The organism is Paratractidigestivibacter faecalis, assembly GCF_003416765.1.
Classification (GTDB): domain Bacteria; phylum Actinomycetota; class Coriobacteriia; order Coriobacteriales; family Atopobiaceae; genus Paratractidigestivibacter; species Paratractidigestivibacter faecalis.
The window spans coordinates 983,461-999,376 of record NZ_QSNG01000001.1 but is presented as its reverse complement, the minus strand read 5'-3'; the positions used below and the strand labels follow the sequence as shown (position 1 = coordinate 999,376).

Sequence of the window (15,916 nt, the reverse complement as noted above, 5' to 3'; positions counted from 1 at the left end):
GGAGGACCGCATGGCCGAGTACCTTTCTGACATCGAGATCGCCCAGCAAGCAGGGATGCTCCCCATCACCGAGGTGGCCGCCAAGGCCGGCCTCGCGGAGGAGCAGCTCGAGTGCTACGGCCGCCACAAGGCCAAGGTTGACATCCACAGCCTCAAGGACCTGCCCCAGAAGGGCAAGCTCGTCCTGGTTACGGCCATCAACCCCACGCCCGCCGGCGAGGGCAAGACCACCACGTCTGTGGGCCTTGCGGACGCCCTGTGCGGCATGGGCAAGAACGCGCTTCTCTGCCTGCGCGAGCCCTCGCTCGGCCCCGTCTTTGGCGTCAAGGGCGGAGCCGCCGGCGGCGGGCACGCCCAGGTGGTTCCCATGGAGGACATCAACCTCCACTTCACCGGCGATTTCCATGCCATCGGCGCGGCCAACAACCTGTGCGCCGCCATGCTGGACAACCACATCAAGCAGGGCAACAGCCTCGGCATAGACCCGCGGCGCATCGTCTGGAAGCGCTGCGTGGACATGAACGACCGCCAGCTCAGGAACGTCGTGGACGGCCTGGGCGGCATCGCCAACGGCATGCCGCGCGAGGATGGCTTTGACATCACCGTGGCCTCCGAGGTCATGGCGGCCTTCTGCATGGCCTCCGACCTCATGGACCTGCGTGACCGCCTTGGCCGCATGGTCATTGCCTACACCTACGACCGCCAGCCGGTCACCGTGGCCGACATTCACGCCCAGGGCGCCATGGCCGCCCTTCTCAAGGACGCCATCAAGCCCAACCTGGTCCAGACGCTCGAGGGCAACCCCGCCTTCGTCCACGGCGGCCCCTTTGCCAACATCGCCCACGGATGCAACTCCGTGGAGGCCACGACCACGGCCATGAGGCTCGCCGACTACGTGGTGACCGAGGCCGGCTTTGGCGCTGACCTCGGCGCGGAGAAGTTCCTGGACATCAAGTGCCGCGCCACGGGCCTTGCTCCATCGGCCGTGGTGCTGGTTGCCACCGTCCGCGCACTCAAGTACAACGGCGGCGTGGCCAAGGACGCCCTCACCGAGGAGAACCTCGATGCCCTCGAGGCCGGCATGCCCAACCTGCTGCGCCACGTCTCCAACATCAAGGACGTCTGGGGCCTGCCCGTGGTGGTGGCCATCAACGCCTTCCCGACGGACACCCCCGCCGAGCTGGCTCTCGTTGAGCAGAGGTGCAACGAGCTCGGCGTCAACGTGGCCCTCTCCGAGGTCTGGGCCAAGGGCGGCGAGGGCGGCCGCGCCCTGGCCGAGGAGGTCCTGCGCCTCTGCGACGAGCCGTCCGACTTCCGCTTTGCCTACGAGCTGGACGAGCCACTGGCCAAGAAGGTCGAGGACATTGCCACGAGGGTCTACCACGCCGACGGCGTTGACTTTGCCCCCAAGGCGGCGCGCATGTTGAGGCAGCTCGAGGAGCAGGGCTTTGGCGGCCTTCCGGTCTGCATGGCAAAGACCCAGTACAGCTTCTCGGACGACCCCAAGCGCCTGGGCGCCCCCGAGGGCTTCCGCATCACCGTGCGTGACCTGCGCGTGAGCGCCGGCGCCGGCTTCGTGGTGGCCCTTACGGGCGACATCATGACCATGCCCGGCCTGCCGCGCGTCCCGGCCGCCGAGAAGATCGACGTCACTCCCGACGGCCGCATCACCGGCCTGTTCTAGTTGAGAAAAAGGGACAGTTTCTTCTTCTCATTCCTGTTTCAAAACGCTTCGGAGTTACATGCTTTCTGAAACCAGTTCCACCGGCCTGGCGGCGCTTGCCGCCGCCGACTTCGCCGAGCGCCTCGCCGCGCGCGAGCCCGTTCCCGGAGGCGGCGGCGCGGCGGCGCTCGTGGGCGCCCTGGGCGCCGCGCTTGCGTCCATGGTCGCCAACTACACCGTGGGCAAGTCTCGCTACGCTGCGGTCGAGGCCGACGTTCGCCTCGCCCTGGCGCAGGCCGAGCGCATCCGCCACGAGCTTCTTGTCCTGGTGGACGAGGACGCGCGGGCCTATGGCCTCGTCTCCGCCGCCTACGCCCTGCCGCGGGAGGACCCCGCCCGCGCCGACGCCGTGGAGGCGGCCCTGCACGAGGCCGCGCTGCCGCCCTACCGCACCATGGTCAGCTGCGCCAGGGCCCTCATGGCCCTGGAGGAGCTGGGCCAGAAGGGCTCGTGCATGCTCCTTTCCGACGTGGCGTGCGGAGCGCACCTCTGCCGCGCCGCCATGGAGGCGTCCTCGGTCAACGTCTACGTCAACACGGCCTCCATGCGCGACCGCGCCCGCGCCGCCGAGCTGGAGCGCGAGTGCGACGCGCTTCTGTGCGAGTGGGTGCCCCGCGCTCGCAAGCTGTCTGCCGCCACGACCGCCAAGGTCAGAAGGGAGTCCTGATGGCCGAGCTGTTGAAGGGCGCGCCCGTCGCCCGCGCGCTCACCGAGCGCCTCTCCGCCCGCGCCGATGCTCTCAAGGCCGCCGGCGTCACACCGCGACTTGCCGTCATCCGGGTGGGGGAGCGCCCCGACGACCTCTCCTACGAGCGCGGCCTCCTCAAGCGCTGCGAGAAGGTCGGCATAGACGCCGACGTGCGCGTCCTTGGCGCTGGCTGCACGCAGGAGGAGCTTCTCGCCTGCGTGGCCGACGTCAACGCCGATGCCTCCGTGCACGGCTGCCTCATGTTCCGGCCGCTGCCGTCCCAGCTTGACGAGCGCGTCGCCGCGGCCGCCCTTGACCCGGGCAAGGACGTCGACTGCATGACCGACGCCTCGCTTCTGTCCACGCTCGCGGGCCGTGCGGGCGAGTTTGCCCCGTGCACGGCCGAGGCCGTCCTCGAGGTGCTCGGCCACTATGGCGTTGCGCTCGAGGGCGCGCGCGTGACCGTGGTCGGGCGCTCGCTGGTCATCGGCAAGCCCGTCTCGCTCATGCTCCAGGCCAGAAACGCCACCGTCACCATGTGCCACACGCGCACGGCGGACCTTTCCGCCGAGTGCCGCCGCGCGGACGTCCTGGTGGCGGCCGCCGGGCACGCCGGCACCGTGGGCGCGGACTGCGTGGCGCCCGGCCAGGTTGTGGTTGACGTGGGCATCAACTGGGACGAGAAGAGCCGGCGCCTGGTGGGGGACGTGGACTTTGACGCCGCCGAGCCCGTGGTGGCCGCGATCACGCCCGTCCCAGGCGGCGTGGGCGCCGTGACCACGGCGATTCTTGCCAGGCACGTCATCGAGGCCGCGGAGCGCGCGGCAGCCGAGAGGAGCGTCCGCGCATGAGCCAGGACCTTCGCTATTCCAAGCTCGACAAGCCCCGCGTGGAGGCCGCCGTCCGCGAGTTCCTTCTCGCCATAGGCGAGGACCCGGACCGCGAGGGCCTGCAGGGCACGCCCGACCGCGTGGCGCGCGCCTGCGAGGAGATCTTCGGCGGCATGCAGGAGGACCCGGGCGCGCACCTGCGCAAGCAGTTCCACGAGCCGGGCAACGAGGAGATGGTCATTGTCCGTGACATCCCCTTCTCGTCTATGTGCGAGCACCACCTGCTGCCCTTCGTCGGCAAGGCGCACGTGTGCTACATCCCGCGCGACGGGCACGTGACGGGCCTCTCCAAGATTAGCCGCTGCGTCAACGGATACGCCAAGCGCCCCCAGCTGCAGGAGCGTTTGACCGCGCAGATCGCCGATGCCATGGTGCGCGAGCTCGACCCGCTGGGCGTCCTCGTGGTCCTGGAGGCCGAGCACACCTGCATGACCATGCGCGGCGTGCGCTCCGCGGGCTCCAAGACCACAACGTCCGCCGTCCGCGGCTGCCTTAAGGAGATCAAGTGCCGCCAGGAGGCCATGCAGCTCATGCTCGGCAGCAACCGCTAGCCACCAGACGCTGGGGGGCGTTGATTATTACCTGGTAAAAGGGACACTCCTGGCGAGAAGAGCCAGGCTCCCGGCAGAGGGCGTCCGCCAGGCACCTGCCAAGGGTGTCCCCTTTCCCAGGTAACTAACAACGTCCCCGCTGTCCTGTCAGGAGGAAAGATGTACAGGGTTCCCTTCGAGGTCGCGGACCTCACGTATGACGAGGCGCTGGAGCAGCTCCACTCGGCGCTGCGCTTTGGCATCTGCCCCATGTTGGAGACCGTCGAGGACATGCTCGCCGAGCTGGGCGACCCCGACCTCCGCTACGACTGCGTCCAGATAGCCGGCACCAACGGCAAGACGTCCACCTCGCGCTTCACCGCCGCCATCCTGGCGGGCGAGGGCCTGTCCGTGGCGCTCTACACCTCGCCGGAGCTCGTCAGCTACACCGAGCGCATGGAGGTCGGCGGCGCCCCCGTGAGCGAGGCCGCCTTCGCCCATGGCATCGCCGCCGCGGCCGAGGCCGGCCGCCGCGTCAACGCCCGCCGCGCCACCGCGGGCGAGCGCCCCTACGACGTCACGGAGTTCGACACCCTGACCGTGGCCGCCGCCGTGGTCTTTGCCGAGGCCGGCGTCGACGTGGCCGTCCTGGAGTGCGGCATGGGCGGCCGCTGGGACGCCACCTCGGCCATGAAGTCCATCCGCAGCGTGGCTGTCACCGGCATCGGCCTTGACCACACGCGCATCCTCGGCGACACCCTGGAGGCCATCGCGGGCGAGAAGGCCGCCATCATCAAGCCCGGCCGCGCCTGCGTCCTGGGCGTCGGCTGCGCCACGCCCACGAGCGTGGAGGACGTCTTCCTCGAGCAGTGCCGCGCGGCCGGCGTCACGCCCACCCTCGTGCGCGCGCTCGACCGCGCCGACGTGGCCGGCGAGATGCACCCCGGCATCGCGCGCGAGCACGCCGGCCTGCCGCAGGCCAGCTTTGGCGTTACCAAGCGGCCGAACCGCCTGGGCGCCCCGCTCGAGCTCTCCGTCAACACCCCGCGTTCCCTCTACGTGGAGCTCGCCTGCCTCAAGCCCGGCTACCAGGCCGCCAACGTGGCCTGCGCCGTCGCGCTGGCCGAGGCACACCTCGGCCGCGCCCTTGCCCAGGACGCCCTCTTCGAGTCTCTGGTCACCTGTCCCGCGCCCGGCCGCTTCCAGCTGCTGCGCCCGGAGCCGCCCGTCCTCATCGACGCCTGTCACAACCCGCAGAGCGTCGAGGCGTTTCTCGCCGCCGTCGTGGCCGTGGAGCCTGACGTGGCCCGCCGCCCGCAGCTTCTCTGCGCCGTCCTGGCCGACAAGGACGTGGCCGGCATCGTGCGTCTGCTGGCCCCCGCGTTCCCCTCGGTCTGCGTGACCCAGACCGCCTCGCCACGCGCTCTTGCGGCCCACGAGCTCGCCGGGCTCTTCCGCGAGGCCGGCGCCACGGTCACGGCCGAGTACCCGGACGTGGCCTGCGCAACGTCGGCTTTGTGTGGAGAATCCTACGTTGCCTGCGGCTCCATCACCCTTGCGGGCGAGGTCGCAGGCCTTCTGGCGTAGGCTCTGCTACAATCGTGCGAGTTGCCGCGGCATGCGTCACGGCCGCCTGACTGAAGTCACAAGAAGGAGTCCCAAACATGCAGGAACTGCTCGACCAGCTCATCACCCCTGAGGTTCGCATGGTGCTTTACCTCATGGTCATCTGCGTCGTCATGCTGTACATCCTCTCCATCGTCTACGTCATCCGCGACGCCCAGCGCCGCGGCGCCGAGCCCTGGTGGATGTGGGCCATTATCTCCGTCATCCCCATCGTGGGCCTGCTCGCCTACGTCATCCTGCGTCCGAGCTCCTACCTCATCGACCGCGAGGAGCAGGACCTGGACATCGCCCTGCGCGAGCACCAGCTCTCCCACTACGGCATTTGCCCCAAGTGCGGCGCCCCCATCGACCGTGACTTTGTGGTCTGCCCCATCTGCAACACGCAGGTCCGCAACGTCTGCCCCACCTGCCACCGCCCGCTCAACGCGGACTGGAAGGTCTGCCCCTACTGCCGCACCCGCATCCAGTAGCGGCCGCGCATCACCCCCGCACCCAAGGCCAGGCGAGAAGCGTGCTCTTCTCGCCTGGCCTTTTGCTGCCGCTGCGCCCCGCAAATTGGGGACGTGTTGGGGGTGCGGACAATTTCTTAGACACTACGGAGAGAGTACCCCAGGTCCCTGCGGTACTGCTCCGGGCTCCTCCACCCCAGGCTCCGCTTGATCCTGCCCGAGTTGTAGTAGGCGAGGTAGCCCGCCAGGCGCCGCCGGAACTCCTCGAAGCCCACCCCGGACCAGTCCCTGCCGTGGTAGAACTCCTGCTTGAGCCGGCCGAAGAAGCCCTCGGCCGCGGCGTTGTCGGGGCTGCGGCCCTTCCTCGACATGCTGCGCACCAGGCCGTGGCGCTCGCATATCGCCGCCCAGCCCGGCCACCTGTAGTGGCAGCCGCGGTCGGTGTGGACCACGGGCCGCTCGCCGGCCGCGAGCGTCGAGGCCGCCGCCTCCAGCATCGAGTCGGCCATGCGGGCGTCGGGGGACTCCGACAGGGTCCACGCCACGACCGCCCCGTCGAAGCAGTCGACCACCGGCGACAGCCAGCAGCGCCCCGACCCTATCGTGAACATGGTGACGTCGGTGACCCACAGCTCGTTGGGGCGCGAGGCGGAGAAGTCGTGGGTGCCGTCGGGGCGCAGCGGCAGGTTGGGAGGGGCCTCGGAGACCTCGCCGGCATAGCTGCTCCAGCGCCTGCGGCGCCTCAGGTAGCGCACCTCGAGCCCCTCCTCGCGCATGACGCGCCTCACGACCTTCTCGGAGACCGCCAGGGGCTCGTCGGGGTCCAGGCGCAGCCTCGCCCATATCGTGCGGTAGCCCCAGGCCCCGCCCCCGGCCTCGAACAGGGCGCGCACCCGCGCCCTCAGGGCGGCCAGGCGGTCGGGGGCGCCCCTGCGGGCGCGGTGGTAGTAGTAGGTGCTGCGCGCCACGCCGGCCGCGCGCAGGGCGTCCTCCAGGCCGAACCCGGGCCTAAGGGCGTCGGCGACCAGCGCCCTCTCCGCCGCCGTCAGCGAGTCCGGGCCCCGCCCCGGGCCGCCTCCTTTTAGGACGTCCAACACCGCCTCGGCCCTGGCGAGCTCCAGCCTCAGGGCCCGGTTCTCGGCCCTGAGGGCCTCCAGGTCCCCGGGGTCGGCCGGCGGCGGCACGCGCGGGGCGCCCCGTCCGTTCGCGAGCGACACCTCGCCCTCCCTCCCCGCGGCGCGGGCCCAGCCGCGCACGGTCTCCGGGTGGCAGCCGATCGACGCGGCGACCTCGGCGGGGTCCTCCCCGGCGAGCGCCCTGCGCGCGGCGTCGGCCCTCTGGGCAAGAGTATAGGGGGCGTGCCAGCCGACGCCCAGGTCGCCGGACGCCCAGCGCCTGATCGACTCGGCGGAGGCGAGCCCCGACTCCCTGGCGAACCTGTGGGCCGGCCGGCCGGACTCGCGCCAGAGCCCCAGGATGGCGTCCCTCTCGTCGCTCGAGTACATTGCGGGCTCCAATCCGGACGCCTGTCGGCGTCCAACTTTTCGTCCGCACCCCCGTTCAAATTTGCGCAAAATTGAACACGTCCCCAATTTGCGGGGGCGGGCAGGCGGTGATTTGCTACGCGTTTGTTGCCCGGTGGCTAAGCGACGCGCGTTTGTGGTAAACCAGAGGGCAATGCAGTCGCAGGAAAGGCAATCCAGCATGTCTATGCCGCACCAGGGCATCCGTACCACCCAGACTATCTAGGCGTCTGTCCCTCAAGGGCCGCGAGGCCACGTGACAGGCGCCACATAATCGCCCAGCACCGGGTTCTCCCGGCGTGCGGGCTTTTTTCATGTCTAGTACACTGAGTTGGCTCATTGCCCAAAGGAAGAGGTTTTAGCGATGAAGGTTCTCTACAACGACGGCCACGTGGACGAGTGCCCGGCTGACGAGGTCACCCACGTCATCCGCCACAGCGCGGCCCACATCATGGCCCAGGCCATCAAGCGCTTGTATCCCGAGGCGGACTTTGCCTACGGCCCCGCCACCGACAACGGCTTCTACTACGATGTGGACCTCGGCGAGAAGAAGATCTCCGAGGATGACTTCCCCGCCATCGAGGCCGAGATGAAGAAGATCTGCAAGGAGAACCTCAAGTTCACCACCTTCGAGCTTCCCCGCGAGGAGGCCGTCGCCCTCATGCAGGAGCGCGGCGAGAAGTACAAGGTGGAGCACATCGGCGATCTTGCCGAGGACGCCCGCATCACCTTCTACCAGCAGGGCGAGTACATCGACATGTGCGTCGGCCCGCACCTCACCTACACCAAGGCCCTGAAGGCCTTCAAGCTCACGGGCGTCTCCGGCGCCTACTGGAAGGGCGACAAGAACAACAAGATGCTCACGCGCATCAACGGCATCGCCTTTGCCACCAAGGACGAGCTCGACGAGCGCATGCGCCTGCTCGAGGAGGCCAAGAAGCGCGACCACCGCAAGATCGGCCGCGAGATGGACCTCTTCATGATGCGCGACGAGGCCCCCGGCTTTCCGTTCTTCCTGCCCAACGGCATGATTCTCAAGAACACGCTGCTCGACTACTGGCGCGAGATCCACCACAAGGCCGGCTATGTGGAGATCTCCACGCCGCTCATCATGAACAAGCAGCTCTGGAAGACCTCCGGCCACTGGGACCACTACAAGGACAACATGTACTCCACTGTCATCGACGACGAGGAGTACTGCATCAAGCCCATGAACTGCCCGGGCGGCGTGCTCGTCTACGCCTCCAAGCCCCACAGCTATCGCGAGCTGCCCATCCGCGCCGGCGAGATCGGCCTTGTGCACCGCCACGAGCTGCGCGGTGCCCTGCACGGCCTGTTCCGCGTGCGCTGCTTCAACCAGGACGACGCGCACCTCTTCGTCCGTCCCGACCAGCTCACCGACGAGATCGTCGGCGTGGTCAACCTCATCGACTCCGTGTACCAGAAGTTCGGCTTCAAGTACCACGTCGAGCTCTCCACGCGCCCCGAGGACTCCATGGGCTCCGACGAGGACTGGGAGCGCGCCGAGGAGGGCCTGAAGACCGCCCTCACCAAGCTCGGCATGGACTACGAGGTCAACGAGGGCGACGGCGCCTTCTACGGCCCCAAGATCGACTTCCACCTGGAGGACTCCCTGGGTCGCACCTGGCAGTGCGGCACCGTCCAGCTCGACTTCCAGATGCCCATCAACTTCGACCTCGAGTACACCGACGCCGACGGCTCCAAGAAGCGCCCCATCATGCTTCACCGCGTCTGCTTTGGCTCCATCGAGCGCTTCATTGGCATCCTCATCGAGCACTACGCCGGCAAGTTCCCCACGTGGCTCGCTCCCGTCCAGGTCAAGGTCCTTCCCGTCTCCGAGAAGAGCCGTGACTACGCGCACCAGGTCACGGCCAGGCTCGAGGAGGCCGGCATCCGCGTGGCCTGCGACGACCGCGACGAGAAGATCGGCTACAAGATCCGCGAGGCCCGCTCCACCGACCGCGTGCCCTACATGCTGATCCTGGGCGAGAAGGAGGTCGAGGCCGGCAACATCTCCGTCCGCGACCGTTCCAACGAGACCGTCCAGCGCGAGCTTGACGACTTCATCGCGGACGTCTTGGCCGAGGTCGCCGAGCGCAGGAGCTAGGGTGGGCGCCCCATCGAACAACGCTGCTCAGTTCGGGCCGCTCGTGGCAGTCGCCGCGGGCGGCCCGCCGCTTGACCGGCTGGCCGAGCTCGCCGAGTCCATGCCGGCGGGGGAGTGGCGCGCCCGCTCCGACGCTGCCCAAGCCGTGGCCTGCTACCTCGCCTGCCATCCGCGCGTGGCCGCCGTGCGCTACCCCGGCCTCACGTCCGACCCTGACTACCAGCGCGCCTCATCCACGCTGCGCTGCGGCTTTGGCCCGTGGGTTGACGTCTGCCCTGCGGGTGGCGAGAAGCCCGGCTGGCTCCGCCTCGACGTCACCGACGCAGACGCCTCCGCATGGGTCTACCGTCTGGAGGAACTTCTCGCCGAGCGGTAGCAAAGCTGCCGTGAACGGCATCAAGCATGCAATCAAAGAGGAAGGGCGACACCTGCCGCCAGCTGTGGGATTGATACCACCGCCCCGTGGTATCAATCCCACGTTTCTTGCCAATTTCCGCCTTGTTATACTCGGGCTAGACGGAAGGACGGGGACGTCAGAGGGCCCGTGTGGCCCGGTCTCCCGCCCAAAGCCCGGTTCTCTGTGTGACCGCGCGCACCCCTTGGACGCGCGGCCAGGACAATAGGAGGAAGAATGGCTAAGAAGGTCCAGACCACCACCATCGACAGCGTCGAGGCGCTGCAGGCCCGCCTCAAGGAGATGCGAGCCGCGCAGGCCGAGTTCGCCACCTTCTCCCAGGAGCAGGTCGACAAGATCTTCTACGAGGCCGCCATGGCCGCCAACAAGCAGCGCATCCCCCTGGCCAAGATGGCCGTGGAGGAGACCGGCATGGGCGTCATGGAGGACAAGGTCATCAAGAACCACTACGCCGCTGAGTACATCTACAACAAGTACAAGGACATGAAGACCTGCGGCGTCATCGAGGACGACCCCGCCATGGGCTTCAAGAAGGTCGCCGAGCCCATGGGCATCGTGGCCGCCGTCATCCCGACCACCAACCCCACCTCCACCGCCATCTTCAAGTGCCTGCTGGCCCTGAAGACCCGCAACGCCATCCTCATCTCCCCGCACCCGCGCGCCAAGAAGTGCACCGCCGAGGCCGCCCGCATCGTCCGCGACGCCGCCGAGGCCGCCGGCGCCCCCAAGGGCATCATCGACTGGATTGACGTGCCGTCCCTGGAGCTCACCAACGAGCTGATGCACGACGCCGACATCATCCTGGCCACTGGTGGCCCGGGCATGGTCTCCGCCGCCTACTCCTCCGGCAAGCCCGCCCTGGGTGTCGGCCCCGGCAACACCCCGGTCATCATCGACTCCACCGCCGACGTCAAGCTGGCCGTCAACTCCATCATCCACTCCAAGACCTTCGACAACGGCATGATCTGTGCCTCCGAGCAGTCCGTGACCGTCCTCGCCGATGTCTACGACGCCGTCAAGGCCGAGTTCGCTGCCCGCGGCTGCTACTTCCTCAAGGGCGACGAGCTGGACCGCGTCCGCAAGACCGTGATCATCAACGGCTCCGTCAACGCCAAGATCGTCGGCCAGAGCGCTCACACCATCGCCCAGATCGCCGGCGTCGAGGTGCCCAAGAGCACCAAGATCCTCATCGGCGAGGTCGAGAGCGTTGACCCCTCCGAGGAGATGGCGCACGAGAAGCTCTCCCCGGTCCTGGGCATGTACAAGGCCAAGACCTTCGACGAGGCCATCGCCAAGGCGGAGCGCCTCGTCGCCGACGGCGGCTACGGCCACACCTCCTCCCTCTACGTCAACGTCAATGAGAAGGAGAAGATCCAGAAGCACTACGAGGCCATGAAGACCTGCCGCATCCTCATCAACACCCCCTCCTCCCAGGGCGGCATCGGCGACCTCTACAACTTCAAGATGGCTCCCTCCCTCACGCTGGGCTGCGGCTCCTGGGGCGGCAACTCCGTCTCCGGCAACGTCGGCCCCCAGCACCTGCTCAACATCAAGTCCGTCGCAGAGAGGCGTGAGAACATGCTGTGGTTCCGTACCCCCGAGAAGATCTTCTTCAAGAAGGGCTGCATGCCCGTCGCCCTGCGCGAGCTCTCCGAGGTCTACGGCAAGAAGCGCGCCTTCATCGTGACCGACTCCTTCCTCTACACCTCCGGCTTCACCAAGAAGATCGAGGCGTCTCTTGACGAGCAGGGCATCACCCACACGAGCTTCTGGTCCATCTCGCCCGACCCCAAGCTGCAGGACTGCCTGAAGGGCCTGGAGCTGCTGCGCGCCTTCAACCCCGACTGCATCATCGCCATCGGCGGCGGCTCCGCCATGGACGCCGGCAAGATCATGTGGACCATGTACGAGCACCCCGAGGAGCGCTTCGAGGACATGGCCATGGACTTCATGGACATCCGCAAGCGCGTCTACAAGTACCCCAAGAGCGGCACCAAGGCCTTCTTCGTGGCCATCCCCACCTCCTCCGGCACCGGCTCCGAGGTGACGCCGTTCTCCATCATCACCGACGCCGAGACCGGCACCAAGTGGCCGCTGGCCGACTACGAGCTCATGCCCAACATGGCCATCGTCGACACCGACAACATGATGACCCAGCCCAAGGGCCTCACCTCCGCCTCCGGCGTCGACGTGCTCACCCACGCCCTCGAGGCCTACGTCTCCGTCATGGCCTCCGACTACACCGACGGCCTCGCCCTGCGCGCCATGAAGCTGGTCTTTGAGTACCTGCCGCGCGCCTACGACAACCCCAACGACGTCGAGGCCCGCGACCACATGGCCAACGCCTCCTGCATGGCCGGCATCGCCTTCGCCAACGCCTTCCTGGGCGTCAACCACTCCATGGCCCACAAGCTCGGCGCCTACCACCACATCCCGCACGGCTGGGCCAACGCGGTCATCCTCACCCGCGTCATGCGCTACAACGCCGCCGAGCGCCCGACCAAGATGGGCACCTTCCCGCAGTACGACCACCCCAAGACGCTGCACCGCTACGCCGAGGCCGCCCGCTTCTGCGGCGTGACCGGCAAGGACGACGCCGAGGTCTTCGAGAAGTTCCTGGCCAAGATTGAGGAGCTCAAGGAGCACGTGGGCGTCCACAAGACCATCGCCGAGTTCGGCGTTGACGAGAAGTACTTCCTGGACACCCTGGACGAGATGTCCGAGAACGCCTTCAACGACCAGTGCACCGGCGCCAACCCGCGCTACCCGCTCGTGTCCGAGATCAAGAGCCTCTACCTCGACGCCTACTACGGCCGCGAGGCCAGCTCCTACGAGGACTAGCTCCTCTTGCGTTTCCCCTGAGGGGGCGGGCACGTCCCGCCCCCTTCTCGCTTTGCATGCTCGCTCGTAATGGTTCTAAGCACGTTGCCACAAAGGAGGCAGCACCATGGAACTGTCTGATAGCAAGGTCGAGCTCGTCGCACGCAAGAACAAGGTCGTCTACCAGGACGGCAACCGCGTGGTCAAGGTGTTCAACGGCACCAAGCCCGCCGGCGACGTCTTCAACGAGGCCCTCAACGTGGCCCGCATCGCGGAGACGCCCATCAAGCACCCCCACGTGCTGGAGGTCTCCCAGGTGGCCGACGGCTCCTGGGCCCTGGCCACCGAGTACGTCCCCGGCAAGACCCTGGCGGCCCTCATGGCCGAGGAGGGCGCGGACTTCGACGCCCTTCTGGAGAAGTTCGTCGACCTGCAGGTGGCCGTCCAGAACACGCCGGCTCCCGCGCTTCTCTCCAAGCAGAAGGAGAAGGTCGCGTCCATGATCGGCCGCGTCAAGGAGCTTGACCCCTCCGTCCGCTACGACCTGCAGATGCGCGCCGACCGCATGGCCGCCGGCAAGTCCGTCTGCCACGGCGACTTCAACCCCACCAATGTCATCGTGGGTGACGACGGCGAGCTCTACGTCTGCGACTGGGCCCACGTCACCCAGGGCCTGCCCGAGGCCGACGCCGCCATGACCTACATCCTCTTCAACGTGGAGTACCCCGAGAAGGCCGAGGCCTACCTCGACCTCTACTCCAAGAAGGCCGACGTCCCCAAGCAGAAGATTCACTACTGGGTTCCCGTCGTGGCCGCGGCCGAGCTCTCCCGCAACCGCAAGGAGAGCGAGGAGTTCCTCAAGAGCTGGATCGACGTCGCAAACGACTACGAGTAGGAAAGAGAGGCCACGGACGCGGCTGCGTCTGGCCTGATGGCAGTAAGCGGGGGCGGGCGAGCCTGGTTTGGCTCGCCCGCCCCTTCTGCGTTTGCGCTAAGCTCCTGATGTCAAGAATCGAAGTCTGGAGTCATTCCCATGCACACCAAGCGCGCTGTTCCGACCCTCTGCGTCCTGCTTGCCTGCACGCTCGCCCTTCTGGGCACCACCGGCTGCAAGTCCGACAAGGACAAGGTCGTCGACCTCGTGACCCGCACCATGGAGTCCTACTCCGTGGCCGCCGATGACCAGGCGGACGCCAAGAGGGACAAGGACGCCGTCGAGCCCATCTACGGCGACGACGCCACCATGACGCAGCTCACCGCCTATGGCGTGCGCGACTACGAGTACCACGGGCACTGCTTCAAGAACTATTCCTTCGAGGTGGGCGATGCCACGGTCGACGGGGACTCCGCCAGCGTCTCGGTCACGGTGACCAACCAGAGCCTCTCCGTGGCTGCTGACGCCGCTGCCTCCGACTACGCGGCCTGGGCGGAGACCGAGGAGTCCCAGCAGGCCTACGCCGAGTCCGGCCGCCAGGCCCTGGTAGACAAGCTCGTGGAGCTTCTCTACGCGCGCCTCGACGCCAACGAGAGCCCCGTCACCACGACGGTGGCCGTCTCGCTCTCCAAGGACGGGGACGGCAACTGGTCTGTCAACGGCACGCCCGAGTTCTTCAGCGCCCTCTACGGCGGCTCCGACGTCATCAACGGCCTGGCGCCCCAGGCAGAGTAGCCTGTCGTGACAGAGGGGGGCGGGGGTGAGTGACACGCCAAGCGCGTGTGCCACTCACCCCCGCCCCCCTTGTCGGGCCTCTTGCGGCGTTGCCTATCTGTGACGGTAGGTCACGAACTCAAACGGCACGCCGGCCTCGGTGACGCCCCTCTCCCCGCGGATCTCGACCTCCCAGTCCGGGCTCTCGTCCAGGTTGGGAAACCACGCGTCCGCCTCGCGCACGCACTCGTTCACGGTGACGTAGGCACGCTCGCACTTGTCGAGAAGCGCCTGGTAGATGGAGGCGCCGCCGATGAGCCAGACCTTCTCGTCAGCGTTCGTGGCCTCAAGCGCCCCCTCCGGCGTGGGGAAGACCTCGACCCCCTCCGGAGCGTAGCCCTCCTGGCGCGAGACCACCACGTTGCGGCGGCCCTTGAGCGGCCCTCCCGGGAAGCTCTCGAGGGTCTTTCTCCCCATGAGCACGGTGCAGCCGCGGGTGAGCTGCACGAAGCGGCGCATGTCGGCGCGGTTGGGCACGAGGAGCCCCCCGTCCTTGCCGATGGCCCAGTCCGTCGTGACTGAAACTATTGCGTCCATGAGGCCTCCTAGACGGCGATGGGGATGTTCTTGACCTGCGGGCCGTGCTCGTAACCCTCCACCAGCAGGTCGTCGGTGGTGAAGGCGTAGAAGTCGGTGACCTCGGGGTTCAGGCTCACGCGTGGCGCGGGGTGCTGCGGGCGCGAGATGAGCTCGCGGACGATGTCCACGTGGCGGTCGTAGATGTGGGCGTCGGCGATCATGTGGACGAGCTGGCCCGGCACCATGCCCACGGTCTGGGCCACCATCATGAGCAGGATGGCGTACTGGCAGACGTTCCAGTTGTTTGCCGCCAACACGTCCTGGCTCCTCTGGTTGAGCACCATGTTGAGCGTTGGGCGCTCATCGTCGGCGCGCTGGGTGACGTTGTAGGTCACCGAGTAGGCGCACGGATAGAGGTTCATCTCGCTCAAGTCCGCAAAGACGTAGGTGTTGGTCATGATGCGGCGCGAGAAGGGCGTATTGCGCAGGTCGTAGAGGACCTTGTCCATCTGGTCGAAGTCCCCCTCGGGGTAGTGGGACTTCACGCCGATCTGGTAGCCGTAGGCCTTGCCGATGGAGCCGGCCTCGTCCGCCCACTCGTCCCAGATGTGGCTCTTGAGGTCGTGGATGTTGTTGGACTTCCTCTGGTAGATCCAGAGCACCTCGTCCATGGCGGACTTCAGGGCCGTGCGGCGCAGCGTGAGGGCCGGAAACTCCTCGCGCAGGTCATAGCGGTTGCAGACGCCAAACTGTTTGATGGTGTAGGCGGCGCTGCCGTCCTCCCAGTGCGGGCGGACCTTCTGCCCCTCGGTGGTGGTTCCGTTGTTGATGATGTCCTCGCACATGGCGACAAAGATCTTGTCTGCCTTGCTCATGCGGTCCTCCCTTGGTCGCGTG

The 15,916-nt window shown here is 67.5% G+C and carries 14 protein-coding genes; 11 read left to right on the top strand and 3 right to left on the bottom strand.

Translation table 11 applies throughout. The annotated features are described in order from the left end of the window. Positions 1-10 precede the first annotated feature (10 nt). The 6 genes from DXV50_RS04435 (at position 11) to DXV50_RS04410 (ending at position 5,927) form a co-directional block, all read left to right on the top strand. Positions 11-1,684 (top strand): formate--tetrahydrofolate ligase, encoded by a 1,674-nt coding sequence (locus DXV50_RS04435; protein WP_117204984.1) that lies wholly within the window; start codon positions 11-13, stop codon positions 1,682-1,684. Between the two features lie 58 nt (positions 1,685-1,742). Further along, positions 1,743-2,390, top strand: a complete 648-nt coding sequence (locus DXV50_RS04430) for a cyclodeaminase/cyclohydrolase family protein (RefSeq protein WP_117204983.1) — start codon at positions 1,743-1,745, stop codon at positions 2,388-2,390. Then, entirely contained in the window at positions 2,390-3,262 is an 873-nt protein-coding gene (locus tag DXV50_RS04425) for a bifunctional 5,10-methylenetetrahydrofolate dehydrogenase/5,10-methenyltetrahydrofolate cyclohydrolase (RefSeq protein WP_117204982.1), read from the top strand. The genes DXV50_RS04430 and DXV50_RS04425 overlap by 1 nt, the downstream gene beginning before the upstream one ends. Beyond that, complete coding sequence (gene folE / locus DXV50_RS04420) at positions 3,259-3,852, top strand: GTP cyclohydrolase I FolE (RefSeq protein ID WP_117204981.1); 594 nt, start codon at positions 3,259-3,261, stop codon at positions 3,850-3,852. The genes DXV50_RS04425 and folE overlap by 4 nt, the downstream gene beginning before the upstream one ends. A 159-nt stretch (positions 3,853-4,011) precedes the next feature. Next, complete coding sequence (locus DXV50_RS04415) at positions 4,012-5,418, top strand: bifunctional folylpolyglutamate synthase/dihydrofolate synthase (RefSeq protein WP_117204980.1); 1,407 nt, start codon at positions 4,012-4,014, stop codon at positions 5,416-5,418. Between the two features lie 77 nt (positions 5,419-5,495). Continuing rightward, positions 5,496-5,927, top strand: a complete 432-nt coding sequence (locus DXV50_RS04410) for a zinc ribbon domain-containing protein (protein ID WP_117204979.1) — start codon at positions 5,496-5,498, stop codon at positions 5,925-5,927. A gap of 116 nt (positions 5,928-6,043) precedes the next feature. On the opposite strand, the gene DXV50_RS04405 is transcribed toward DXV50_RS04410, so the two are convergent. Next, positions 6,044-7,411, bottom strand: coding sequence for an IS3 family transposase (locus DXV50_RS04405; RefSeq protein WP_117204237.1), 1,368 nt, complete (start codon positions 7,409-7,411; stop codon positions 6,044-6,046). A 382-nt stretch (positions 7,412-7,793) separates the two neighbouring features. Here DXV50_RS04405 and thrS point away from each other — a divergent pair, with 382 nt between their 5' ends. The 5 genes from thrS to DXV50_RS04380 all read left to right on the top strand — a co-directional run bounded on the left by thrS (position 7,794) and on the right by DXV50_RS04380 (position 14,461). After that, complete coding sequence (gene thrS / locus DXV50_RS04400) at positions 7,794-9,557, top strand: threonine--tRNA ligase (RefSeq protein ID WP_117204977.1); 1,764 nt, start codon at positions 7,794-7,796, stop codon at positions 9,555-9,557. A 1-nt stretch (position 9,558) separates the two neighbouring features. Continuing rightward, on the top strand, positions 9,559-9,933 hold the full coding sequence (locus DXV50_RS04395; protein WP_198666407.1) for a PLP-dependent transferase: 375 nt from the start codon (positions 9,559-9,561) through the stop codon (positions 9,931-9,933). A 255-nt stretch (positions 9,934-10,188) separates the two neighbouring features. Continuing rightward, the gene (gene adhE, locus DXV50_RS04390; protein WP_117204976.1) at positions 10,189-12,813 is read left to right on the top strand and encodes a bifunctional acetaldehyde-CoA/alcohol dehydrogenase; all 2,625 of its coding nucleotides are present in this window, start codon (positions 10,189-10,191) and stop codon (positions 12,811-12,813) included. A 106-nt stretch (positions 12,814-12,919) separates the two neighbouring features. Continuing rightward, positions 12,920-13,687 (top strand): aminoglycoside phosphotransferase family protein, encoded by a 768-nt coding sequence (locus DXV50_RS04385; RefSeq protein WP_117204975.1) that lies wholly within the window; start codon positions 12,920-12,922, stop codon positions 13,685-13,687. A 138-nt stretch (positions 13,688-13,825) separates the two neighbouring features. Further along, positions 13,826-14,461 (top strand): hypothetical protein, encoded by a 636-nt coding sequence (locus DXV50_RS04380; RefSeq protein ID WP_117204974.1) that lies wholly within the window; start codon positions 13,826-13,828, stop codon positions 14,459-14,461. 93 nt (positions 14,462-14,554) lie between these two features. Here the strand turns inward: DXV50_RS04380 and DXV50_RS04375 are convergent, their stop codons facing one another. Both DXV50_RS04375 and thyA read right to left on the bottom strand, forming a co-directional pair. Continuing rightward, the gene (locus DXV50_RS04375) at positions 14,555-15,037 is read right to left on the bottom strand and encodes a dihydrofolate reductase (protein WP_117204973.1); all 483 of its coding nucleotides are present in this window, start codon (positions 15,035-15,037) and stop codon (positions 14,555-14,557) included. Between the two features lie 8 nt (positions 15,038-15,045). Continuing rightward, positions 15,046-15,894 carry a thymidylate synthase gene (thyA, locus tag DXV50_RS04370; protein WP_117204972.1) on the bottom strand — a complete coding sequence of 283 codons (849 nt, stop codon included), beginning with the start codon at positions 15,892-15,894 and terminating at the stop codon, positions 15,046-15,048. Positions 15,895-15,916 lie beyond the last annotated feature (22 nt).